Below are 19,395 nucleotides of genomic sequence, written 5' to 3' on the forward strand. Positions count from 1 at the left end.
GCTGTGGCCAGTGGTGCTGCGGTGCCCGCGGTCGGCCGCGAGGCAGCCGGCGGCGGGCTGTGTCACGGTACTGTGACGGACGGGTCCGACGGCCGTGCGGCCGCGGGCCAGGACGGGCCGGGTGGTCGATCCGGAGGGGACTCCGGGACACGGCGCCACGGGCCCGTCACGACCGTCCGTGGTGCCCGTTACCGCCGCCCGTCGATGGATGCCTTCCTCGACGTCCACCACCCGAGAGCCAGGAGTTCGGACCGGATGCGCCTCTTGATCACCGGAGGGAGGGGCATGGTCGGGAGCAATCTCGTCCGGGGCCTCTCCGAAGCCCACGAGGTCCAGGCGCCCGGCCGGGACACCTTCGACCTCCTCGACGCCCGGAGCGTGCAGGAGACGGTCAGCCGGCTGGCTCCGGACCTGATCATCCACGCGGCCGGCCGGGTCGGCGGGATCGCGGCCAACGCCGCGGCGAACGCGCTGTTCCTGTACGAGAACACGATGATGGGCCTCAACGTGCTGGAGGCGGCCCGGCTGGCCGGCGTCCCGCGGGTGCTCAACCTCGGCAGCAGCTGCATCTACCCGAAGGACCGGGACGAGCAGCTCCGCGAGGACGACCTGCACACCGGCCCGCTCGAGCCCACCAACGAGGGGTACGCGGTCGCCAAGATCGCCGTCCTCAAGTACGCGGCGATGCTGCGCAACGACGACCCGCGCTGCGACTACAAGACGGCCATCCCGTGCAACCTGTACGGCCCGGGCGACCACTTCGAGCCGCCCCGCAGCCACATGGTGCCCTCGGCCATCCGCAAGATCGACGACGCCCGCCGGGCCGGCGATGCCGAGGTGGAGATCTGGGGCGACGGCACCGCCCGCCGCGAGTTCATGTACGTCGGTGACCTCGTCGACTTCGTGGGGCACGCGATCGAGCGGTGGGACACCCTGCCCCCGCTGGTGAACGTCGGCCTGGGGCACGACTACACGATCAACGAGTACTACGCCGAGATCGCCGACGTCGTCGGGTGGGGCGGGACGTTCGTCCACGACACGTCCAAGCTGGTCGGCATGAAGCGCAAGCTGCTGTCGGTGGACCTGGCGGATGCGTGGGGCTGGAAGGCCCCGACGTCCCTGACCGACGGCCTGCGGCGCACCTACGAGCACTACCTGGAGACGGCCCGATGAGCGCCACGCCCCGTTACCCCCTCGCCACGAGCTCCTGGGTGGCGGACGAGTACGCCGCCCTGGCGCGGGTGACCGCGAGCGGGCGGTTCTCCATGGGCCCGGAGGTCCGGGCCGCCGAGCGGCAGTTCGCCGACTTCCTCGGCGCCCGGCACACCGTGATGGTGAACTCCGGCAGCTCGGCGAACCTGCTCATGGTCGGTGCGCTCATGTACCGCTCCGAGGGTGCCCTCGCCCCGGGCGACGAGGTCCTGGTGCCGGCCGTCTCCTGGCCGACGACGTACTACCCGCTGCACCAGTACGGCCTGCGGCAGGTGTTCGTCGACGTCGACCTCGACACGCTCAACTACGACCTGGACGCGCTCGCGGCGGCGGTCACCGACCGCACCCGCGCGGTGATGACGGTCAACCTGCTGGGCAACCCCAACGACTTCGACCGGCTGCAGGCGTTCTGCGACGAGCGCGGGCTGCTGCTCATCGAGGACAACTGCGAGTCCCTCGGGGCCACCTACAACGGGCGCCAGGCCGGCACGTTCGGCCAGATGGGCACCTACAGCTCGTTCTTCTCCCACCACATCTCCACGATGGAGGGTGGGTACATCAGCACCGACGACGACGAGCTGCACCACCTGCTGCTGGCGCTGCGCGCGCACGGCTGGACGCGGGACCTGCCCGAGGAGAACCTGATCGGCGGGCGGAAGAACCCGGACCCGTTCATGGAGTCCTTCCACTTCTTCCTGCCCGGGTACAACGTGCGCCCCATCGAGATGGAGGCCGCCCTCGCCCAGGTGCAGGTGGCCCGGCTGCCGGAGTTCATCGAGGGACGGCGGCGCAACGCCCGCACGTTCCTCGAGGTCGTCGGCCAGTACCCGCAGCTGCGCCCGCAGCGCGAGACCGGCGAGAGCAGCTGGTTCGGCTTCTCGATGATCGTCGACCCGGGCGCCGGCGTCGACCGCCGGACGGTGCTGGACGCCCTCGACGCGGCCGGGGTGGAGTACCGGCCGATCGTGGCCGGCAACTTCACCCGGCAGCCGGTGCTCAAGCACCTGGACCACCGCATCTCCGGGGAGCTGAAGAACGCCGAGGTCGTCAACGACCACGGCTTCTTCGTCGGCAACCAGGAGAAGGACCTCACCCGCGAGCTCGCCGTCCTCGACGAGGCCCTCGGCCGCTGCCTGGACCGCCGGTAGCCCTCCGGCTCCCCACCCTCAGACCACCACGGGACCAAGGAAGACACTCATGACCAAGAAGGCTCTGATCACCGGTATCACCGGTCAGGACGGTTCGTACCTGGCCGAGCTCCTGCTCGAGAAGGGCTACGACGTCCACGGCATCGTGCGCCGCTCGTCGAGCTTCAACACCGAGCGCCTGGACCCGATCTTCCAGGACCCGCACGACAGCGACCGCCACCTGTTCCTGCACTACGGGGACCTCAACGACGGCGTCAACCTGATCAACCTGATCCGCGAGATCAACCCCGACGAGGTCTACAACCTCGGCGCCCAGTCGCACGTGCGGGTCTCGTTCGACCAGCCGGTGTTCACCGGCGACGTCACCGGCATCGCCGCCATGCGGCTGCTGGAGGCCATCCGCTCGGCCGGCGTCGAGACCAAGATCTACCAGGCGTCGTCGTCGGAGATGTTCGGCGCCACCCCGCCCCCGCAGGCCGAGGACACGCCGTTCTACCCGCGCAGCCCCTACGGCGTGGCCAAGGTCTACGCCTACTGGGCGACCAAGAACTACCGCGAGGCCTACGGCATGTTCGCGGTGAACGGCATCCTCTTCAACCACGAGTCGCCCCGCCGTGGCGAGACGTTCGTGACCCGCAAGGTCACCCGGGCGGTCGCGCGGATCAAGGCCGGGCTGCAGCCCGCCCTGCACATGGGGAACCTGGACGCCGTCCGCGACTGGGGCTACGCGCCCGAGTACGTCGAGGGCATGTGGCGGATGCTCCAGCACGACACCCCGCAGGACTTCGTCCTGGCGACCGGCACCGCGTACTCGGTCAAGGACTTCGTCCGGATGGCGTTCGAGCACGCGGACCTGGAGTGGGAGAAGTACGTCAAGCACGACGAGCGCTACGAGCGGCCCACCGAGGTCGACGCGCTGATCGGCGACGCCTCCAAGGCCGAGCGCGAGCTGGGCTGGGTGCCGAAGGTGCTGCCCCCGGACCTGGTCAAGATCATGGTCGACGCCGACATCCAGCAGCTGGACGACGAGCGGTCCGGCCGCAAGGTGCGCATCGACCACTGAGTTCCCGCACGATCCCCGACGGGGCCCGCGACCACACCGGTCGCGGGCCCCGTCGGCGTTGCACGACTAGGCGCCCGCCCGGGCGCGGAACCAGGCCACGGTCTCGGCGAGCCCGGCGGAGAGCGGGACGGGGTCGAGGTCGGGGAAGAGGGAGCGCAGCACGCTGTCGTCGGCGCGCGACTGGGCGATCTCCCCGGCGCGGGGCGGGCGGAACTCGACCTCGGCCGTCTGGCCGGTCGCCTTCTCGAGGGCGCCGACCAGCTCCAGCAGCGACGTCTCGGTGTTCAGCGCGATGTTCACCGGCTCCTCGTGCGACCGCCGCTCCAGCAGCGCCGTCAGCAGGATGCGGCAGACGGTCCCCACGAAGACGAAGTCGCGGGTCTGGCTGCCGTCGCCGTTGACCGGCAGCGGGCGCCCGGCCAGGAGCGACTCGGTGAAGATGGGGATCACCGCCGCGTACACGTGGCCGGCCGGCTGGCCGGGGCCGTAGACGTTGAAGAAGCGGAAGGCCATCGTCGACATGCCGTAGCAGGTCTGGTAGGCGAGCAGGTACTGCTCGGTGGCCAGCTTGCTCACGGCGTACGGGCTCAGCGGGCGGACCCAGTCCCGCTCGCTCTTCACCGGGGCGGGGTTGGCGCCGTACACCGCGCTCGACGAGGCGGCGACGACCTGGTCGACCCCGTGCCGCCGGCACGCCTCGAGGACCCGCAGGGTGCCGGTCGCGTTCACCTCGTGGCAGCCCATCGGATCGTCGATCGACTGGGGCACGCTGGCCATCGCGGCCAGGTGGGCCACCGCGTCGACCCCCGCCACGGCCCGGTCCAGCGCCTCCGGATCGGTGATCGAGCCCTCGTGGAACTCGACGTCGAGCCCGGCGAGGTTCTCGCGGGCCCCGGTCGAGAGGTCGTCCAGCACGACCACGCCGGTGACGCCGGGGCTGGCCAGGGCCAGGCGGGCCAGGTTGGAGCCGATGAACCCGGCCCCTCCGGTGATCAAGATCCGTGTCATGCGTGTCGGCTCCCGTCTGGTGGTCGTCTCCAGCGACACTAGGCGGTGACGGGTGCGCCCCGGCCCCCGCCCGGCCGGTCCGCGGGTGCTCGCCGGACCCGTGCGGAAGGGGCCGTCGGGGGGTCCGGTGCGGCTGTGACCCATGGGACGAACCGATCCGTCCGCCTCCCTGGAACGGGCCCCGATTCCTCTAACATCGGCGTAATGAACCGAACGCTTCCCGTCGCTCTCGCGCCGCTGTCGCGGCGCGCGGAGACCGCGGTCGTCATGCCGGTCTACAACGAGGCCACGGTCGTGGCGGGCGTCATCAGAGAGCTGGTCGACCTCGGGATGGTCGTCATCGCCGTCGACGACGGCAGCTCCGACCACTCCGCCGAGGAGATCGACAAGGCGGGTGCGGTGCGCGTCACCCACCCGATCAACCTCGGGCAGGGTGGCGCCCTGCAGACCGGGTTCGAGGCGGCGCAGCGGTTCACCGACGCGAAGTACATCGCCACGTTCGACGCCGACGGCCAGCACCAGGCTCAGGACCTGCTCGGGATGATCGAGAAGATCAAGCAGGGCTACGACGTCGTTCTCGGGTCACGCTTCCTGGACGGCGACGCCCGGACCGAGATGAGCTGGCTGCGGCGCACGATCCTCAAGGTCGCCACCAAGGTGTTCAACCGCGGCAGCGAGGTGCGGCTGACCGACGCGCACAACGGGCTGCGCCTGGTGACCCGGGAGGTCGCCGCGAAGATCGACCTGGCCCACATCGGCATGGCGCACGCGAGCGAGCTGGAGCAGGTGCTCACCAGCTCCCCGCTGCGCGTCACCGAGTACCCGGTCCACGTCCTCTACACCGAGTACTCGCGCTCCAAGGGCCAGCCGCTGCTCAACAGCATCAACATCCTCGCCGACATCGTGTCGCACCGGATCACCACGTGGAGCCGCAAGTGATCATCCAGTTCCTGCTGGTGCCGGCCGTCGTCCTCGCGGTCGTCCTGTCGCTGCGCTCCCGGAACTCCGTCCGCGGGCAGGCCCGCCGCAAGCTCATCGCCGGCCTCACCGTCGTCGCCGGTGTGCTCAGCGTGCTCTTCCCCGGCGTCCTGCAGAGCCTCGCCGACTGGTCGGGCGTGACCCGTGGTACCGACCTCCTGCTGTACGTGCTGGCCGTCGTCATCATCTACCTGGTCGGCAGCGTGAGCGTGCGCTTCCGCGAGCAGGAGGCGCGGATGACCCGGCTGGCCCGCCAGGTGGCCCTCGGCGAGGCGGAGGCCCGGCTGCGGGCCGACGTGGTCGAGGCGACCGTGCTGCCCGCGGACCTGAGCAAGGACTCGCGCGCCAGCTGAGCACCCGCCGGGCGGTTCCGCCCCCGGGCGGCACGCACCGCCCGGCCCGTTGGCCTCCGGCGCCGCCCCACCGTCCCTGGAGGTTCCCATCAGCCGCCGCCTGCCCGCGCTGACCCAGCAGATCGGCTCGGTCGGCCTCGGGCTCGTCGTGCTCGGCCTGGCGTCCTTCGCCTTCCTGTCGATCAGCGGCCGGGCCCTGGGGCCGGCCGCGTTCGCCCCGCTGGCGACCCTGTGGGTGATCGTGAACGCGGCGGGCCCGGCGTTCTTCCAGCCGCTGGAGCAGGAGCTCGGCCGGGCGATCGCCCACCGCCGTGCGGCCGGCCTCGGGTCGCGGCAGCTGTTCCTGCGCGGCTGCCTGCTGGCCGGCGCCCTGGTCGTGCTGATCGGTGTCGGGCTGGTCGTCTTCTCCGAGCCGCTGGCCGACCGCGTGTTCAGCGGTCAGGAGTCCCTCGTCTTGGCGCTGCTCGTGGGCCTGGCCGGTCTCGGCGCCGAGCACCTCACCCGCGGCGCCTTCGCCGGGGCCGAGGCGTTCGGCCGGTACGGCTGGCAGCTCGGGATCGACGGCGTGCTCCGGCTGGTCGTCTCCGCGGCGCTGGCCCTCGTCGGCGTGGACACGGTGGGCTGGTACGGCTTCGCCCTGGCCGCGGCCCCGGTCGCCGCCGTCCTCGCGACCGCCTGGCGGCTGGGTCCGGCGACCGAGCCGGCACCGCCCGACGACACCTGGCGGGAGCTGGCCGGCGCGCTCGGCGTGCTGATGGTGGGAACCCTGCTCGCACAGTTCGTGGTGAACGCCGCGCCGGTCGCGGCCAGCGTGCTCGCCGGGCCGGCCGAGGCGGCCCGCGCCGGGGTGTTCATCAGCGTGCTGGTGCTCGCCCGCATGCCGTTGTTCCTCTTCTCGGCCATCCAGGCCGCATTCCTGCCGGGGATGGCGGCCCTCGTCGCCCGGGGCGACCGGGCGGGCTTCGTGGGCCGGCTGCGCGCCGTCGTCGCGGCCGTGACCGCGCTGGCCCTGGCCGGGGTCGTGGTCTTCGTCGGGGTGGGCCCCTGGCTGGTGACGCTGTTCTACGGGCCGGAGTACCAGACCACGCGCACCGACATCTGGCCGCTGGCCGTCGGCGCCGGGCTCTTCATGCTCGCCTCGGCGCTCGCGCAGACGCTGATCGCGCTCCGGGCCTACGCCACGTCGGTGATCGGCTGGGTGCTGGGCACCGGCGCGTTCCTCGTCGTGATCGCCGTCCCGCTGCGGCTGGAGCAGCGGGTCGGCCTGGCCTTCCTGGCGGCGACGGTGGCCGCCACCGTGTGGCCCGCGCTGGCCCTCCGCCGGCGGCTGGCCCGTCCGCTGAGCGCCGGCCCGGTCGCGGACGGACCGCTCGAGGGCGCGCTGGACGTGCGGCCGCAGTGAACCGGCGCCCCGCGCGACGCGGGGCCGAGGGCGTCGCCGACGCGCTCGTACGGTAGGCACGTCCGCCGAGGAAAGGGATGTCCAGATGGGCGCCAGCCGTGGTCCGCGAGTCCTCGTGGACGCCACCGCCGTGCCACCGGACCGCGGCGGGGTGGGCCGCTACGTCGACCAGCTCGTGCCCGCCCTCGGCGCGCTCGGCACCGACCTGGCCGTCGTCTGCCAGCGCCGGGACACCGAGCACTACGGCGGCCTCGTGCCGTCCGGCACGGTGATCGCCGCTCCCGACGCCGTCGCCCGGCGGCCGGGCCGGCTGCTGTGGGAGCAGACCGGCCTGCCCCGGCTGGCCGCGCGGGTCGGCGCCGACGTGCTGCACTGCCCGCACTACACGATGCCCCTGCGCACGCCGGTCCCCGTCGTGAGCACGCTGCACGACGCGACGTTCTTCACCCACCCCGAGGTGCACCAGCCCGTCAAGCGGCGGTTCTTCCGGGCCTGGACGAAGGTCTCCCTCCAGCGGGCCGACGCCTGCATCGTGCCGTCGAAGGCCACCCTCGACGAGCTGGACCGGGTCACCGGCCTGGTGCGCGGGCAGGTCCACGTCGCCCACCACGGCGTCGACCCGGACACCTTCCACGTGCCCGGCGCCGACCGGGTGGCCGCCGCCCGCGCCCATCTCGGGCTCCGGTCGCGCGGCTACGTCGCGTTCCTCGGGACGATCGAGCCGCGCAAGAACGTGCCGCTCCTCGTCGAGGGCTGGCGCCGCGCCGTGGCCGACCTCGACGACCCGCCGGCCCTGGTCGTCGCCGGCGGGCGGGGCTGGGACACCGGCATCGAGGAGGCGCGGGCAGCGGTCCCGCCGGAGCTGGAGCTGCTCCTGCCCGGGTACCTGCCCCTGGAGCTGCTCGCCGGGTTCCTCGGCGGCGCGGAGGTGGTCGCCTACCCGAGCCAGGGGGAGGGGTTCGGCCTGCCGGTGCTGGAGGCCATGGCCTGCGGCGCGCCGGTCCTGACCACGAGGGCACTGGCCCTCCCGGAGGTCGGCGGCGACGCCGTGGCCTACGCCGACCCCACCGCGGACGGCATCGCGGCGTGCCTGCGGGCGCTGCTCGACGATCCCGGGCGCCGGGCGGAGCTCTCCGCCGACGCCGTCCGCCGGGCCGGGACGTTCACCTGGGTGGCGTGCGCGGAGCAGCACGTGCGCACCTACGCCCGTGCCATCGCCGCCCACCACGGCACGGACTGGGCGGCGGACCTGTGACGTGACCGGGCGGTCGCCCGCCGGGGCGCACGCGGGAGCGGAACGTAAGGTCGGGGAGTGACCGAGGAGCAGGCCCGACCCGCGCTGCGCGTGGTGGCCGTGACCTTCTCGCCGGGCGATGCGCTCACCGGTTTCCTGGACACCCTGCGGACCGCGACGACGCGGCCGCTGGACGTCGTGCTCGCCGACAACGGCTCCACCGACGGGGTGCCTGAGCGCGCCGCCGCCGGCAGCGACGACGTCCGGCTGCTCGTGACCGGCGGCAACGTCGGCTACGGCGCCGCGGTCAACGCCGCCCTGGCCGACGTGCACGAGGGCTGGGCCCTGGTCGCCAACCCCGACGTGCGGTTCGACCCGGGCGCGGTCGACGAGCTGCTCGCCGTCGCCGCCCGCTGGCCGCGCGCGGCGACCCTCGGGCCGGCCATCCGCACCCCCGACGGACGCCTCTACCCCTCGGCGCGGGACCTGCCGTCGCTGTCCACCGGCACCGGGCACGCGCTGCTGGGCTGGATCTGGCCGAGCAACCCGTGGACCGAGCGGTACCGGCGGGAGTCGGAGGAGCCGCGGGAGCGCCCGGCCGGGTGGCTGTCGGGGTCCTGCCTGCTCGTCGACGTCGCCGCCTTCCACTCCGTCGGCGGCTTCGACCCCGGCTACTTCATGTACTTCGAGGACGTCGACCTCGCCGCCCGGCTGAGCCGGCGCGGGTGGCTGCACGTGTACGCGCCCTCGGCGGTCGTCGAGCACGAGGGCGGGCACAGCACGAGCCGCGAGCCGCACCGCATGCAGCGGGTGCACCACACCAGCGCCCTGCGCTACCTCAGCCGCCGCTACCCCGGGCGGCGGTACGTGCTCCTGCGGGCGCTGCTGCGGCTGGGCCTGGGCGGGCGCATGCTCCTGTCCCACCTGAGCGCCCGGGTCGGGGCGGGAGCGGTCCCGCAGCGGTCCGCCGACACGCTGGCGCAGCTGCGCCGGCGCCCCCGGCGGCCCTCCGGGACCGGTCCGGAGAGCTGAGGACACCGCCGATGACCGCGAGAGAGGTGGCCGCGTGCGCCATGCAGTGATCATGGCCGGAGGCTCGGGGACGCGGCTGTGGCCGCTGTCGCGTGCCGGCCGGCCCAAGCAGCTGCTCGACCTGGTCGCCGACGACCCGTCGGACGAGCGGTCGGGGGCCCACAGCCTGCTCGAGGAGGCCTTCGGCCGGCTGCGGGCCGTGCTGCCCGCGGACCGGATCTGGGTCTGCACCGCGGCGCGCTACGGGGAGCAGGTGGCCGCCGCGCTGCCCGACCTGCGGGCCGACCGGCTGATCCTGGAGCCCGTCGCCCGGGACACCGCCAACGCGGTCGGCCTGGCCGCCGCCCTCGTGGAGGACGTCGATCCCGGCGCGGAACTGGCCGTCGTGAGCGCCGACCACGTCATCCGCCCCGTCGAGCGCTTCGCCGCCGCCCTGGGCGCCGCCTACGACGCGCTGGCCGAGCGACCGGACGCCCTGGTGACGCTCGGCATCCGGCCCACCTCGCCGGCCACCGGCTTCGGCTACGTCCAGCGCGGCGCGGCCACGGGGCTGCCCGGGGTGGCCGAGGCGGCGTCCTTCCGCGAGAAGCCGGACCGGGCGACCGCGGAGGAGTACCTGGCGTCCGGGCAGTACCTGTGGAACTCCGGGATGTTCGTCTGGCGCGCCCGCACCGTCCTCGACGCGCTCGCCCAGCACCTGCCGGCCACGGCCGAGGGGCTGCGCCGCGTCGTCGCCGCCCCGGCGGGTGCGCAGCGGGACGCCGTCCTGGCCGAGGTCTTCCCGACCCTGCCGAAGATCAGCGTGGACTACGCCGTGCTGGAGCCGGCCGCCGCCGAGGCGGGCCGGGTGCTCGTCGCCGACCTCGACGTCGAGTGGCTCGACGTCGGCTCCTGGCCGGCCCTCGCGCACACCCTGGCCGGCGACGAGCAGGGCAATGCGGCCCGGGGGCTGACCGTGTTCGTCGACAGCCACCGGAACGTCGTGTTCAGCGACGACCCGGAGCACCTTGTCGCGCTGGCCGGGGTCTCCGACTGCGTCGTCGTGCACACCCGCGACGTCACGATGGTCTGCCCGGCCAGCGAGGCCGAGCGGGTCAAGCAGCTGCTGGCCGCGGTGGAGGGGACCCGGGGCTCCGCCTGGTCGTGAGCCACCGCCGGCGGTCAGGCCGGACGGTAGGACCCCGCCGAGGCGGCCACCATGGGCCGTTCGCCCTGGTACCGCTCCTGGGGGACGGTGGGCGGATCGCCGACGCCGTCGCGATCGCTGACGTCGTCGTCCGCGGCACCGTCCGCCGACCCGAGGGCCCGCGGGGCGTCGTCCGCGGGGGTGCTGCGGACCCAGAGCACGAGGGCGGCGGCGAAGGACACCGAGCCCAGCGCCCACACCACCATCGGTGAGACGGGGATCGCCCACCACCACTCGATCCCGGCGTCGAGGTTCGCCCCGAACACGTCGGTGCCGGTGATGTAGCGGCGCATGTTGAAGTGCAGCGAGATCGCGGCGGTCGCCGACAGCGCCGCGGCCAGGCTCCACAGCTGCGCCCGGCTGAACTCCGGCCGCTCGTCCCCGGTCCGGAACAGGGCCACCTGGGCGAGCAGGATCAGCAGGGGGAGCAGGTAGCGCGGCTGCACCTGGCTGCCCACCAGGGCCGAGGACTGCACCAGCACGTACGTCGGGATGAGCCAGGCGGCGGCGAGGGTGATCAGGAAGGCGGCGATCTTGCGCCGGGAGGACCGCCGCATGCCCAGGAACACCACGACGCCGAAGGCCACCACGTTGACCACCCAGACGATCGAGGGCATCCGCGTGTCCAGCCAGCCGAGGTTCCAGTAGCCGAACGCCCCCGCCCACAGCTCGGGCACGTTCAGCAGGTTGTAGGCCAGCTGCCCGGCGGCACCGGTGACCGGGCCCGAGGTGCCGTCGAACCCGACCGTCGCCGCCTCGTTCTGCCCCGACGTCACGTAGCTGACCGCGCAGGCCACGGCCAGCACCAGCGGCAGGGCCAGCAGCTTCCAGGCCCGCCGGGTCCAGCGCAGCGCCAGGAGCGCGGCCAGGGCGATGGCCAGCACCGCGTAGACGGCCGAGTCGGCGCGGGACCCGGCGGCCACCAGCGTCGCCACCGCGCCCAGCGCGCCGAGCGCGACCCGGCGCCGGCCGGTGCACTGGAAGAAGCCGACCATCGCCGGGAACACCAGCGCCCCGGCGATGACCGCCCAGCTGCTCGGGTTGATCGACGGGACGATGAACAGGCCCAGCGGGACCAGCGTGACGGCGGTGCCCAGCACGAGCAGCTGCCGGCGCTCACGGGGCAGCAGCCAGTACAGCGCGGTGCCCAGGCCGACGAACAGCGCCGAGTTGACCAGCCGCATCAGCACGACCGACTGGGAGATGTCGTCCCCGACGAAGACGTTCATGACGTAGTAGAAGACCGGCGGGTAGCCGCCGGAGTAGTTGCCCCGCCCGCTGCTGCTCAGCTCGTCGGACTCCTCCACGAACCACGCGGACTGGCACTCGGCACTGGCCTCGGACCGGAAGGCGAAGCAGCCGGCGGCGTGCAGGAGCGGCTCGGGGATCAGCCGCTCGCCCTCCTCGGAGGAGGTCTCGCAGACCCCCTCGGAGATGCCCTGCCCGCACCACACGCTGCTGAGGTGGAAGTCCTCGTCCGGGCTGGCCCCGACCGGCGAGGCCAGGGCCCAGGCGCCGAGCGCGAGGAAGGCGAGCAGCGGCACGAGGAGGAACCGGACCACCGTCGCGGCCGTCCGACGGGTGCGGGAGGTCACCGGCCGAGGGTAACCACGCCCGGAGCCCTCTCCGGGCCCGGCGCGGGGCGGGTGGGGCGGGCCGGGACCAGGGGTGCCGGTGGAGCCGGGAGTGGCGGGTGCAGCGGTGCCGGACCCCTCCGTCCGCACCCCGGACGGGCCGGTACGTTGCCCGGCATGAGGAGCTTCGACGTCGCAGCCGTTGTCAGCGGAGGGGCCTCCGGGCTCGGCGAGGCCACCACCCGGGCGCTGGCCGCCCGCGGGGCGGCCGTCACCATCCTCGACCTCCAGGAGGAGCGCGGCCGGGCGCTGGCCGCGGAGCTGGGCGGGCACACCACGTTCGTCCGCACCGACGTCACCGACGAGGCGGACGTCCAGGCCGCCGTCGCCGACGCCGCCGGCAAGGACCGCCCGCTGCGCATCGCGGTCAACTGCGCCGGCATCGGCTGGGCGCAGCGCACCGTCGGCCGGGACGGCGCGCCGCACGACCTGGGCGCCTTCACCCGCACCGTCATGGTCAACCTGGTCGGCACCTTCAACGTCCTGCGCCTCGCCGCCGCCGCCATGGCCACGACCGAGCCGGGGGAGGACGGCGAGCGCGGCGTCGTCGTCAACACCGCCTCCATCGCGGCCTACGACGGCCAGATCGGGCAGGCCGCCTACGCCGCCTCCAAGGGCGGCATCGTGGGGCTCACCCTGCCGGCGGCCCGGGACCTCGCCAGCGTCGGCGTGCGGGTGTGCACCATCGCCCCCGGCCTGGTCGACACCCCGCTGCTCGGGTCGCTCCCCGAGGAGGCGCGGACGGCGCTGTCGTCGGGCATACCCTTCCCGAAGCGCCTCGGCCGTCCGGCCGACTTCGCCGAGCTCGCGCTCGCGATCATCGAGCACGGCTACCTCAACGGCGAGGTCATCCGGATGGACGGCGCCCTGCGCATGGCCCCCCGGTGACGGGTCGCCCCGCGCAGACCTGACCGGCACGAGCAGCAGCCCGACCGCACCACCCCGGGGGAACGTCCTGAGCACCATCCTGTCGCCGGACGACGCGGTCGAGGTGACGTGGCGGGCGGACTGGCCGCTCGACGTCCTGCGTGCCGTCGGTCCGCACCGGCGCGGCACCGGCGACCCCACGCTGCGGATCACCGAGGGCGGGCTCTGGCGCACCACCACCACGCCCGACGGCGCGGCCACGGTCCGGATCGCCCGGACCGGCGCCGAGGTGCGGATCACCGCCTGGGGCCCCGGGGCGGACTGGGCCGGCACGCGGGTGCCCGGGTGGCTGGGGGCCGACGACCGACCCGACGGGTTCGACCCCGGTGGCCACCCGCTGGTCGCCGAGCTGCACCGCACGACGCCGTGGCTGCGGCTGGGTCGCACCGGGCGCACCTGGGACGCGCTCGTGCCCGCCGTGCTGGAGCAGAAGGTGACCACCGTCGAGGCGAACCGGGTGTGGCGGGAGCTCCTCCGGCTGGCCGGCGAGCCCGCCCCGGGCCCGGCCCCGGAGGGGATGCGGGTGCCGCCCTCGCCCTCTCGGGTCCTCGAGGTGACCGACTGGCAGTGGCACGCCTGCGGCCTGGACGGCGCCCGGCGACGGGCGCTGCGCGCCGTGGCGTCGGTGGCCTCCCGCCTGGAGCCGGAGCTCGCCGGCGACTCGCCGTCCCTGCAGCGGCGGCTGTGCTCGATCCCCGGCATCGGCCCGTGGACGGCGGCCGAGGTGGTGCAGCGGACCCTCGGCTGCCCCGACACGGTCAGCGTCGGCGACTACCACCTGAAGAACGTCGTCGGCTGGGCGCTCGCCGGCCGCCGGAACACCGACGACGCCGGGATGCTGGAGCTGCTGGACCCGTGGCGGGGACACCGGCAGCGGGTGGTGCGGCTGCTGCTGGCCGGCGGGCCGCGCCGGCCGCGGCGCGGGCCCCGGTTCGCCCCCACGGACCACCGCCGGATCTAGTACCGCGACGGGCAACCTTCGCCTGCAGGCACCCACGCCCAGGAACATCGTGCGCAAGTCGGCAGCTTCCCTTCCCGGAACTGCTGACCAGCGCACAGTGTTCGGCGGCGGCAGCTCAGCTGCGGTCGCGCAGCTCCGCGTAGCGGGCCGCGCACTGCTCCATCGTGGGCAGCAGGCCCTGCTCCTTCGCCTCGGCGAGGGTCGGGGCGGCCTGGTCCTTGGCCGAGAACTCGAACTCCACGTCGGTGGGCCACGGCAGACCCAGGTCGGGGTCCATGGGGTGGATGCCGAACTCGCGGCCGGGGGAGTAGCCGGTGGAGACCAGGTAGGTGACCGAGCTGTGGTCGGCCAGGGACACGAACGCGTGACCGAGACCCTCGGCGAGGTAGACCGCCCGCGGCTGCTCGCTGTCCAGGACGACGGAGTCGTGCACGCCGAAGGTCGGCGAGCCCACCCGGATGTCGACGATCACGTCGAGCACCTTCCCGGCCGGGCAATACACGTACTTGGCCTGGCCGGGCGGCACGAGGGCGAAGTGGACACCGCGCAGGACGCCGCGTGCGGACACGCTGTGGTTGGCCTGGGCCAGCGTCAGGCCGAATCCGGTGGCCTCGGCCAGCACGCCGGCCTTGTACCACTCGGTGAAGCGCCCCCGGGAGTCGCCGTGCGGGACCAGGTCGAGGACGTAGCTGTCAGGGACGGCGAGCTCGCGGATCTCCACGGCCCGACGCTACCGAACGGGGCCGATCAGGACGGTGGGGTGCCCAGCCAGAGCCGGCCGGCCAGCGACGAGCCCCCGGGCGTCCCGACCGGCTCCCACCGGGTCGCCCAGCCCTCGGCGTGCAGCTGGACGATCACCGCCCCGAGCAGCGCGCCGAGGTTGAGCGCCGTCGTCATGTTGGGCGCGTCGACGAGGTGGACGTCGACCACGCCGTCGCCCTCGCCCCCGTGGCGCAGGACGACCGGAAACTCCGGCAGCGCGGCGCTCGCGGTGCGGAAGGCCTGGGACACCGCCTCGAGCTCCCCGGCCCGCGGCACCAGCTCCGCACCCGGCGTGCGGGAGCGCACCAGGTCGCGGGAGCCGTAGGGGAAGAGGTCGTCGGCCGGCAGCCGCACGAGCGGCCGGGTGCCCGGGTCGTCGGCGTCGACCGGTGCCGACGGCAGCCCCCGGACGACGGCGACCGGCACCCCGGCCAGCTTCCCCTTGACCAGGTCGGCGGCGGAGGCCAGTTCGTCGACGACGGCGACCCGGGTCGTCTCGAGCCGGTTGCCCCAGGCGTCCACCGCGCCGCGGTGGTCGGTGAGCGCGGCGATGCCGGCCGAGCCGACCGCCACGTCGGTGAGCCCCTCGCGCCAGGTGCGGCCGAACGTGTCGCTGACCACCACGGCGACCTCGACGCCGAGCAGTGCGCGCAGCCGGTCGCGCAGCCGCCGGGCGGAGGCGTCGGCGTCCTCCGGGAGCAGCACGAGCGCGTCCTGCCCCACGTTGGAGGCGTCGATGCCCGCGGCGGCCACCACCCAGCCCTGGCGGGTCTGCACGATGGCGAGCGGGCCGCGGCGGGCCACCACGCGCACCGCCTCGTCCTCGACGGCCTGCAGGCGGATCGCCTCGCGGTCGGCGCCCGGGGGGACGGGGACCAGCCGGCCCTCCACCTTCGAGACCGCCTTGGACGTGACGACGACGACGTCGCCGTCGGCCAGCCAGGGCGCGGCCGTCGCTATGGCACCCGCCAGGTCGTCGCCGGGGGAGAACTCCGGCAGCCCGTGCACCGGCAGGACCGAGATCCCCGGTGGAACGCCCGTCACCGTCGGCCCCTCCGCAGGGGCCCGCCGCGAGCGCGCGAGCGGTGGGGGGCGGAGGGGTCCTTCGTCATGCACCGGCGGCCTCGAGCGCGGCGCCGGCCAGCGCAGCGGTCGCCTCGGGGGAGGACATCAGCAGCGGCACCTGCCGCACGTCGACCCCCGGGACCGTCGCCGGGTCGTCCGGGGCGACCAGCCAGGCGTCGAGGAGGCCGCCGGCGGACCGGGCGCCGTAGTGCCGGCCGACGCCCTCGGCGCTGACCTCGATGCCCAGGGCCGGCAGGCACCGGTCGGCCATCCCGCGGACGACCGCGCCGCCCACGATCGGTGAGACGCCGACGATCCGCGCCGGGGAGGCCAGCAGCGCCGCGCGCAGCCCGGGCACGCCCAGGATCGTGCCGATCGAGACCACCGGGTTCGACGGCGCGAGCAGCACGGCGTCGGCCGCCGCGAACGCCTCGACGACGCCGGGGGCCGGGCGGGCGGTGTCCACCCCGATCTGGACGAAGGCCCGGGGGTCGAGCGCCGCCCGGTGCCGCACCCACCACTCCTGGAAGTGGATCGCCCGCTGGTTGCCCGTCCCCGGCTCGGCGACCACCACGTGGGTCTCGACCCGCTGGTCGCTCATCGGCAGCAGGGTCACCCCGGGCTGCCAGCGGTCGGCGAGGGCCGCGGTCACCGCCGACAGGGGGTAGCCGGCGTCCAGCATGCGGGTGCGGACCAGGTGCGTGGCGACGTCGCGGTCGCCCAGCCCGAACCAGTCGGGATCGGCGCCGTACGCGGCCAGCTCCTCCTTGACCGTCCAGCTCTCCGCGGCCCGGCCCCAGCCGCGCTCCTCGTCGATGCCGCCGCCGAGGGTGTACATGACGGTGTCGAGGTCCGGGCAGATGCGCAGCCCGTGCAGGGTCACGTCGTCCCCGGTGTTCACGACGGCGGTGATCTCCGCCTCAGGGTTCGCGGCCCGCACCCCCCGCAGGAATCGAGCCCCTCCGGTCCCACCAGCCAGCACCACGATCTGCACGAAAGACATCGTGCCCGATAGGCAGTTGTGCACTGTTCCACGGGCGTGTCGAGGGTTGGGACGACATCTGACGAACGCCTGGTACGGGAGGGGCTGGTGTGGCGTGTCGCTTACACCGCGCAAAGTTGACGGGTAGGCAACGACACGCGTGTAATTCCGACGATGTCATCGAGTGCTTGGCGGTCCGGGAACGTCCCGGGAACCGCGCACCGGGGCAAGAGCGAGAGGGGACGCAACGACATGGCCGAGGTTTCGTGGCTCAGCGACTACGTCAGTGGCAACGAGCGGTCCGACCGGTTCGGAGCGGGCCCCGCCCAGGGGCTCGGCCAGGGCATCGCCGGGCTGCTGGGCATCGGCGCCGAGGCCGACGCGCAGTCGTGGCAGGAGCAGGCGCTCTGCGCCGAGACCGACCCCGAGGCGTTCTTCCCCGAGAAGGGTGGCTCCACCCGCGAGGCCAAGAAGATCTGCACCGGCTGCGAGGTCAAGGCGCAGTGCCTGGAGTACGCGCTCGCCAACGACGAGCGGTTCGGCATCTGGGGCGGCCTGTCGGAGCGTGAGCGCCGCCGGCTGCGCCGCCGCGCCGTCTAGACGAAGGACCCCGCTGCCCCCCACCGCTCGCGAGCTCGCGTCGGGCCCCTGCAGCGGGGCCGTTCCAGTCCGTTCCCCGGCCGCCGATGGGTCCCCGTCGGCGGCTGTGGTCGTATGCGGGGGTGGGAACGCGGGTCGCCGTCGGTCGCGACGGGGTGGCCGGCGAGCTCCGTGTGGCGGCACCGCTGATGGCCGGCCTCCGCGCCCCGGTCACCGCGCGGGCGCCCTGGCTCACGGCCGTGCTCAACGCGACGGCCGCCCGCCCGGGTGGCGCCCGGCCCGCGGCGGTCGTCGTCGGCCCGCCGCGTCCCGGCCCGCCGGATGCGGCGGCGTTCCTCGCGCTGCGCCGCCGCGGCCCCCGGACCCTGGTGACGATGCTCGGCGACGGGGTCGGCCCGGCGCCGGGTGGTGGGCCGCCGGCGCGGCTGCTCGCCCGCGACGACGGGGCCGCCGAGCTGCTGGCGGAAGGGGTCTGCGCGTTCCTGGGCTCGCTGCGCGGCCCCTGGAGGCTCCAGCTGGCCGGCCTGCCGCTCGGTGATCCGACGGTGCGCGCGCTGGCCGCCCGCCTGCCCGACGGTCTGGTGGCCAACGCCCGCAGCAGCGGCACGGCCGACGGGCTCGACGGGTTGGGAGAGGTGCGGCGCAGCCGGGACCCGCGCGACCTCGAGCGCCTCCTGCCGGGGCTGCTGGCGCGCGAGCCGGACGCCCGGCGGCGGGACTTCCTGCGGGCCGCCGCCCGCCTGCACGCGGCGATCGGCCAGGTGGAGGTCGCGGTCCTCGGCCACGGGCGGACGCCCCGGGCCGGCCTCCTCACGCTGGTCGACGGACCCGACCGCCGGCCGTGGACCGGCTGGAGCGACGCAGGGGGCCTGGACGCCGTCCGGGGCGCGCCGGTGGTCTCGCTGACGGCCCCGGCGCGCGGCTGGCCGTGACCCTCAGCCGGCGTAGCTGATCGTGCTGGCCCCGTCGTCCCGGGTGCGCGCCCGCTCGTCGCCGAGCTCGAGCAGCCCGGCGGCCGCCTCCGGCCCGTCCCCGGCCCGCCCGTCGCGCGGCGCGGCGGTCACCGCGAGGTCGTAGACCCGGCCCGTCGCCACCGGCGGCGACCCGGTCGGCCGGCGCCAGGTCGGGAACGCCCCCGAGACGCGGAGCACGCCGCCCTCGAGCCGCACGTCGAGCTCCGGGCCGGACAGCTGCGCGTGCTCGGTGACCGAGCGGGTGCACCCGGCGGCCGCGGGGTCGGGCGGCGCGTCGCCGCGCAGGCAGTTGAAGGTCACCAGCTCGACGTCGGCCGTGGCCCGGCCACCTCCCGCGGTCAGCCGGACGCGCGGCACCGCGACGGTGACCCCCACCGGGTGCCGCTCCAGGACCAGCCCCTCGAACACCAGCTCGGCGGTCACGGACCGGGCGCCCGCACCGGCGGACGGCGTCGTCGGCCCCGGCCGGGTGCCCTCGGCAGCAGCGCCGTCGGGTGCCCGGCCCGTCGCGACCGCCGCCGCGGCGCCGACCAGCAGCACCGCGGCCAGCGCCATCCCGACCAGCACCTCCCGGCTGCCGGTCCGCTCCCGCCGGACCCGCGGCGGGAGGGGTGCGGCGGGTGCGGGGGCGCCGCCCAGCGGGGCCCAGCCCGCACCGCGGACGGGCGCGGCCGGGGCGGAGCCGGGCGGCGCCTCGAGGAACCCGGGCAGGTCGTCGACCGGGGCACCGGCCGGCGGGGCGTCGCCGGGGGAGCCTCCCGGGGCGCCCCGCCGGCGCAGCGCCGCTCCGGCGAGAGCGGCGAGCAGCGGCAGGAGCGCCCCCAGCACGAGGCCGAGCACCAGCCACGGCGCGGCCGCTCCAGGGGTCTCCATC

The 19,395-nt window shown here is 74.7% G+C and carries 19 protein-coding genes; 13 read left to right on the forward strand and 6 right to left on the reverse strand.

Annotated features, from left to right (window positions below):
- Nucleotides 1-255: 255 nt before the first annotated feature.
- The 3 genes from BM142_RS01935 to gmd are packed head-to-tail and all read left to right on the forward strand — an operon-like array spanning nucleotide 256 to nucleotide 3,423.
- The gene (locus BM142_RS01935; protein ID WP_092195062.1) at nucleotides 256-1,173 is read left to right on the forward strand and encodes an NAD-dependent epimerase/dehydratase family protein; all 918 of its coding nucleotides are present in this window, start codon (nucleotides 256-258) and stop codon (nucleotides 1,171-1,173) included.
- Nucleotides 1,170-2,360 (forward strand): DegT/DnrJ/EryC1/StrS family aminotransferase, encoded by a 1,191-nt coding sequence (locus BM142_RS01940; RefSeq protein ID WP_092195063.1) that lies wholly within the window; start codon nucleotides 1,170-1,172, stop codon nucleotides 2,358-2,360. Before BM142_RS01935 ends, BM142_RS01940 begins: the two co-directional genes overlap by 4 nt.
- Before the next feature lie 49 nt (nucleotides 2,361-2,409).
- Nucleotides 2,410-3,423 carry a GDP-mannose 4,6-dehydratase gene (gene gmd, locus BM142_RS01945; protein ID WP_092195064.1) on the forward strand — a complete coding sequence of 338 codons (1,014 nt, stop codon included), beginning with the start codon at nucleotides 2,410-2,412 and terminating at the stop codon, nucleotides 3,421-3,423.
- Between the two features lie 66 nt (nucleotides 3,424-3,489).
- Here gmd and BM142_RS01950 read toward each other — a convergent pair whose 3' ends face one another.
- Nucleotides 3,490-4,431, reverse strand: a complete 942-nt coding sequence (locus BM142_RS01950) for an NAD-dependent epimerase/dehydratase family protein (RefSeq protein WP_092195065.1) — start codon at nucleotides 4,429-4,431, stop codon at nucleotides 3,490-3,492.
- Between the two features lie 204 nt (nucleotides 4,432-4,635).
- Here BM142_RS01950 and BM142_RS01955 point away from each other — a divergent pair, with 204 nt between their 5' ends.
- From BM142_RS01955 to BM142_RS01980, 6 genes are all read left to right on the forward strand, one after another.
- Nucleotides 4,636-5,370 carry a glycosyltransferase family 2 protein gene (locus BM142_RS01955; protein ID WP_092195066.1) on the forward strand — a complete coding sequence of 245 codons (735 nt, stop codon included), beginning with the start codon at nucleotides 4,636-4,638 and terminating at the stop codon, nucleotides 5,368-5,370.
- Complete coding sequence (locus BM142_RS01960) at nucleotides 5,367-5,762, forward strand: DUF2304 domain-containing protein (RefSeq protein ID WP_175527042.1); 396 nt, start codon at nucleotides 5,367-5,369, stop codon at nucleotides 5,760-5,762. Before BM142_RS01955 ends, BM142_RS01960 begins: the two co-directional genes overlap by 4 nt.
- Nucleotides 5,763-5,811: 49 nt before the next feature.
- Nucleotides 5,812-7,164, forward strand: coding sequence for a lipopolysaccharide biosynthesis protein (locus BM142_RS01965; protein ID WP_092195068.1), 1,353 nt, complete (start codon nucleotides 5,812-5,814; stop codon nucleotides 7,162-7,164).
- An 85-nt stretch (nucleotides 7,165-7,249) separates the two neighbouring features.
- Nucleotides 7,250-8,419, forward strand: a complete 1,170-nt coding sequence (locus BM142_RS01970) for a glycosyltransferase family 4 protein (RefSeq protein WP_092195069.1) — start codon at nucleotides 7,250-7,252, stop codon at nucleotides 8,417-8,419.
- A gap of 57 nt (nucleotides 8,420-8,476) precedes the next feature.
- Nucleotides 8,477-9,430: a glycosyltransferase family 2 protein gene (locus BM142_RS01975; RefSeq protein ID WP_092195070.1), complete on the forward strand. Its 954-nt coding sequence runs from the start codon at nucleotides 8,477-8,479 to the stop codon at nucleotides 9,428-9,430.
- Nucleotides 9,431-9,464: 34 nt separating this feature from the next.
- Nucleotides 9,465-10,577, forward strand: a complete 1,113-nt coding sequence (locus tag BM142_RS01980; RefSeq protein ID WP_092195071.1) for a mannose-1-phosphate guanylyltransferase — start codon at nucleotides 9,465-9,467, stop codon at nucleotides 10,575-10,577.
- Nucleotides 10,578-10,591: 14 nt separating this feature from the next.
- Here BM142_RS01980 and BM142_RS01985 read toward each other — a convergent pair whose 3' ends face one another.
- A complete protein-coding gene (locus BM142_RS01985; RefSeq protein WP_175527043.1) occupies nucleotides 10,592-12,211 on the reverse strand; it encodes a DUF2142 domain-containing protein in 1,620 nt (539 codons plus the stop codon).
- A 156-nt stretch (nucleotides 12,212-12,367) separates the two neighbouring features.
- Between BM142_RS01985 and BM142_RS01990 the strand changes: the two genes are divergently transcribed.
- Both BM142_RS01990 and BM142_RS01995 read left to right on the forward strand, forming a co-directional pair.
- Nucleotides 12,368-13,138 (forward strand): SDR family NAD(P)-dependent oxidoreductase, encoded by a 771-nt coding sequence (locus BM142_RS01990; protein WP_092195207.1) that lies wholly within the window; start codon nucleotides 12,368-12,370, stop codon nucleotides 13,136-13,138.
- 103 nt (nucleotides 13,139-13,241) lie between these two features.
- Entirely contained in the window at nucleotides 13,242-14,138 is an 897-nt protein-coding gene (locus BM142_RS01995; protein ID WP_254790463.1) for a DNA-3-methyladenine glycosylase family protein, read from the forward strand.
- A gap of 115 nt (nucleotides 14,139-14,253) precedes the next feature.
- Here BM142_RS01995 and BM142_RS02000 read toward each other — a convergent pair whose 3' ends face one another.
- The 3 genes from BM142_RS02000 to cofD form a co-directional block, all read right to left on the reverse strand.
- Entirely contained in the window at nucleotides 14,254-14,859 is a 606-nt protein-coding gene (locus BM142_RS02000) for a dTDP-4-dehydrorhamnose 3,5-epimerase family protein (protein ID WP_092195073.1), read from the reverse strand.
- Nucleotides 14,860-14,885: 26 nt separating this feature from the next.
- Nucleotides 14,886-15,944, reverse strand: a complete 1,059-nt coding sequence (locus BM142_RS02005; protein WP_092195074.1) for a coenzyme F420-0:L-glutamate ligase — start codon at nucleotides 15,942-15,944, stop codon at nucleotides 14,886-14,888.
- A 64-nt stretch (nucleotides 15,945-16,008) separates the two neighbouring features.
- Nucleotides 16,009-16,959 carry a 2-phospho-L-lactate transferase gene (gene cofD / locus BM142_RS02010; RefSeq protein WP_092195075.1) on the reverse strand — a complete coding sequence of 317 codons (951 nt, stop codon included), beginning with the start codon at nucleotides 16,957-16,959 and terminating at the stop codon, nucleotides 16,009-16,011.
- A gap of 240 nt (nucleotides 16,960-17,199) precedes the next feature.
- Between cofD and BM142_RS02015 the strand changes: the two genes are divergently transcribed.
- Nucleotides 17,200-17,547, forward strand: coding sequence for a WhiB family transcriptional regulator (locus BM142_RS02015; protein WP_092195076.1), 348 nt, complete (start codon nucleotides 17,200-17,202; stop codon nucleotides 17,545-17,547).
- A gap of 122 nt (nucleotides 17,548-17,669) precedes the next feature.
- On the forward strand, nucleotides 17,670-18,479 hold the full coding sequence (locus tag BM142_RS02020; RefSeq protein ID WP_254790464.1) for a hypothetical protein: 810 nt from the start codon (nucleotides 17,670-17,672) through the stop codon (nucleotides 18,477-18,479).
- 3 nt (nucleotides 18,480-18,482) lie between these two features.
- Here BM142_RS02020 and BM142_RS02025 read toward each other — a convergent pair whose 3' ends face one another.
- On the reverse strand, nucleotides 18,483-19,394 hold the full coding sequence (locus BM142_RS02025; protein WP_139228738.1) for a hypothetical protein: 912 nt from the start codon (nucleotides 19,392-19,394) through the stop codon (nucleotides 18,483-18,485).
- Nucleotide 19,395 lies beyond the last annotated feature (1 nt).

Origin of the sequence: Blastococcus tunisiensis (assembly GCF_900112815.1) — a bacterium.
Taxonomy (GTDB): Bacteria; Actinomycetota; Actinomycetes; order Mycobacteriales; family Geodermatophilaceae; genus Blastococcus_B; species Blastococcus_B tunisiensis.

Bases quoted from the DNA above. Each gene is read 5' to 3' on its own strand.
- BM142_RS01935 (WP_092195062.1), top strand. From the start codon at position 256: ATGCGCCTCTTGATCACCGGAGGGAGGGGCATGGTCGGGAGCAATCTC.
- BM142_RS01940 (WP_092195063.1), top strand. From the start codon at position 1,170: ATGAGCGCCACGCCCCGTTACCCCCTCGCCACGAGCTCCTGGGTGGCG.
- gmd (WP_092195064.1), top strand. From the start codon at position 2,410: ATGACCAAGAAGGCTCTGATCACCGGTATCACCGGTCAGGACGGTTCG.
- BM142_RS01950 (WP_092195065.1), bottom strand. From the start codon at position 4,431: ATGACACGGATCTTGATCACCGGAGGGGCCGGGTTCATCGGCTCCAAC.
- BM142_RS01955 (WP_092195066.1), top strand. From the start codon at position 4,636: ATGAACCGAACGCTTCCCGTCGCTCTCGCGCCGCTGTCGCGGCGCGCG.
- BM142_RS01970 (WP_092195069.1), top strand. From the start codon at position 7,250: ATGGGCGCCAGCCGTGGTCCGCGAGTCCTCGTGGACGCCACCGCCGTG.
- BM142_RS01990 (WP_092195207.1), top strand. From the start codon at position 12,368: ATGAGGAGCTTCGACGTCGCAGCCGTTGTCAGCGGAGGGGCCTCCGGG.
- BM142_RS02015 (WP_092195076.1), top strand. From the start codon at position 17,200: ATGGCCGAGGTTTCGTGGCTCAGCGACTACGTCAGTGGCAACGAGCGG.
- BM142_RS02025 (WP_139228738.1), bottom strand. From the start codon at position 19,394: ATGGAGACCCCTGGAGCGGCCGCGCCGTGGCTGGTGCTCGGCCTCGTG.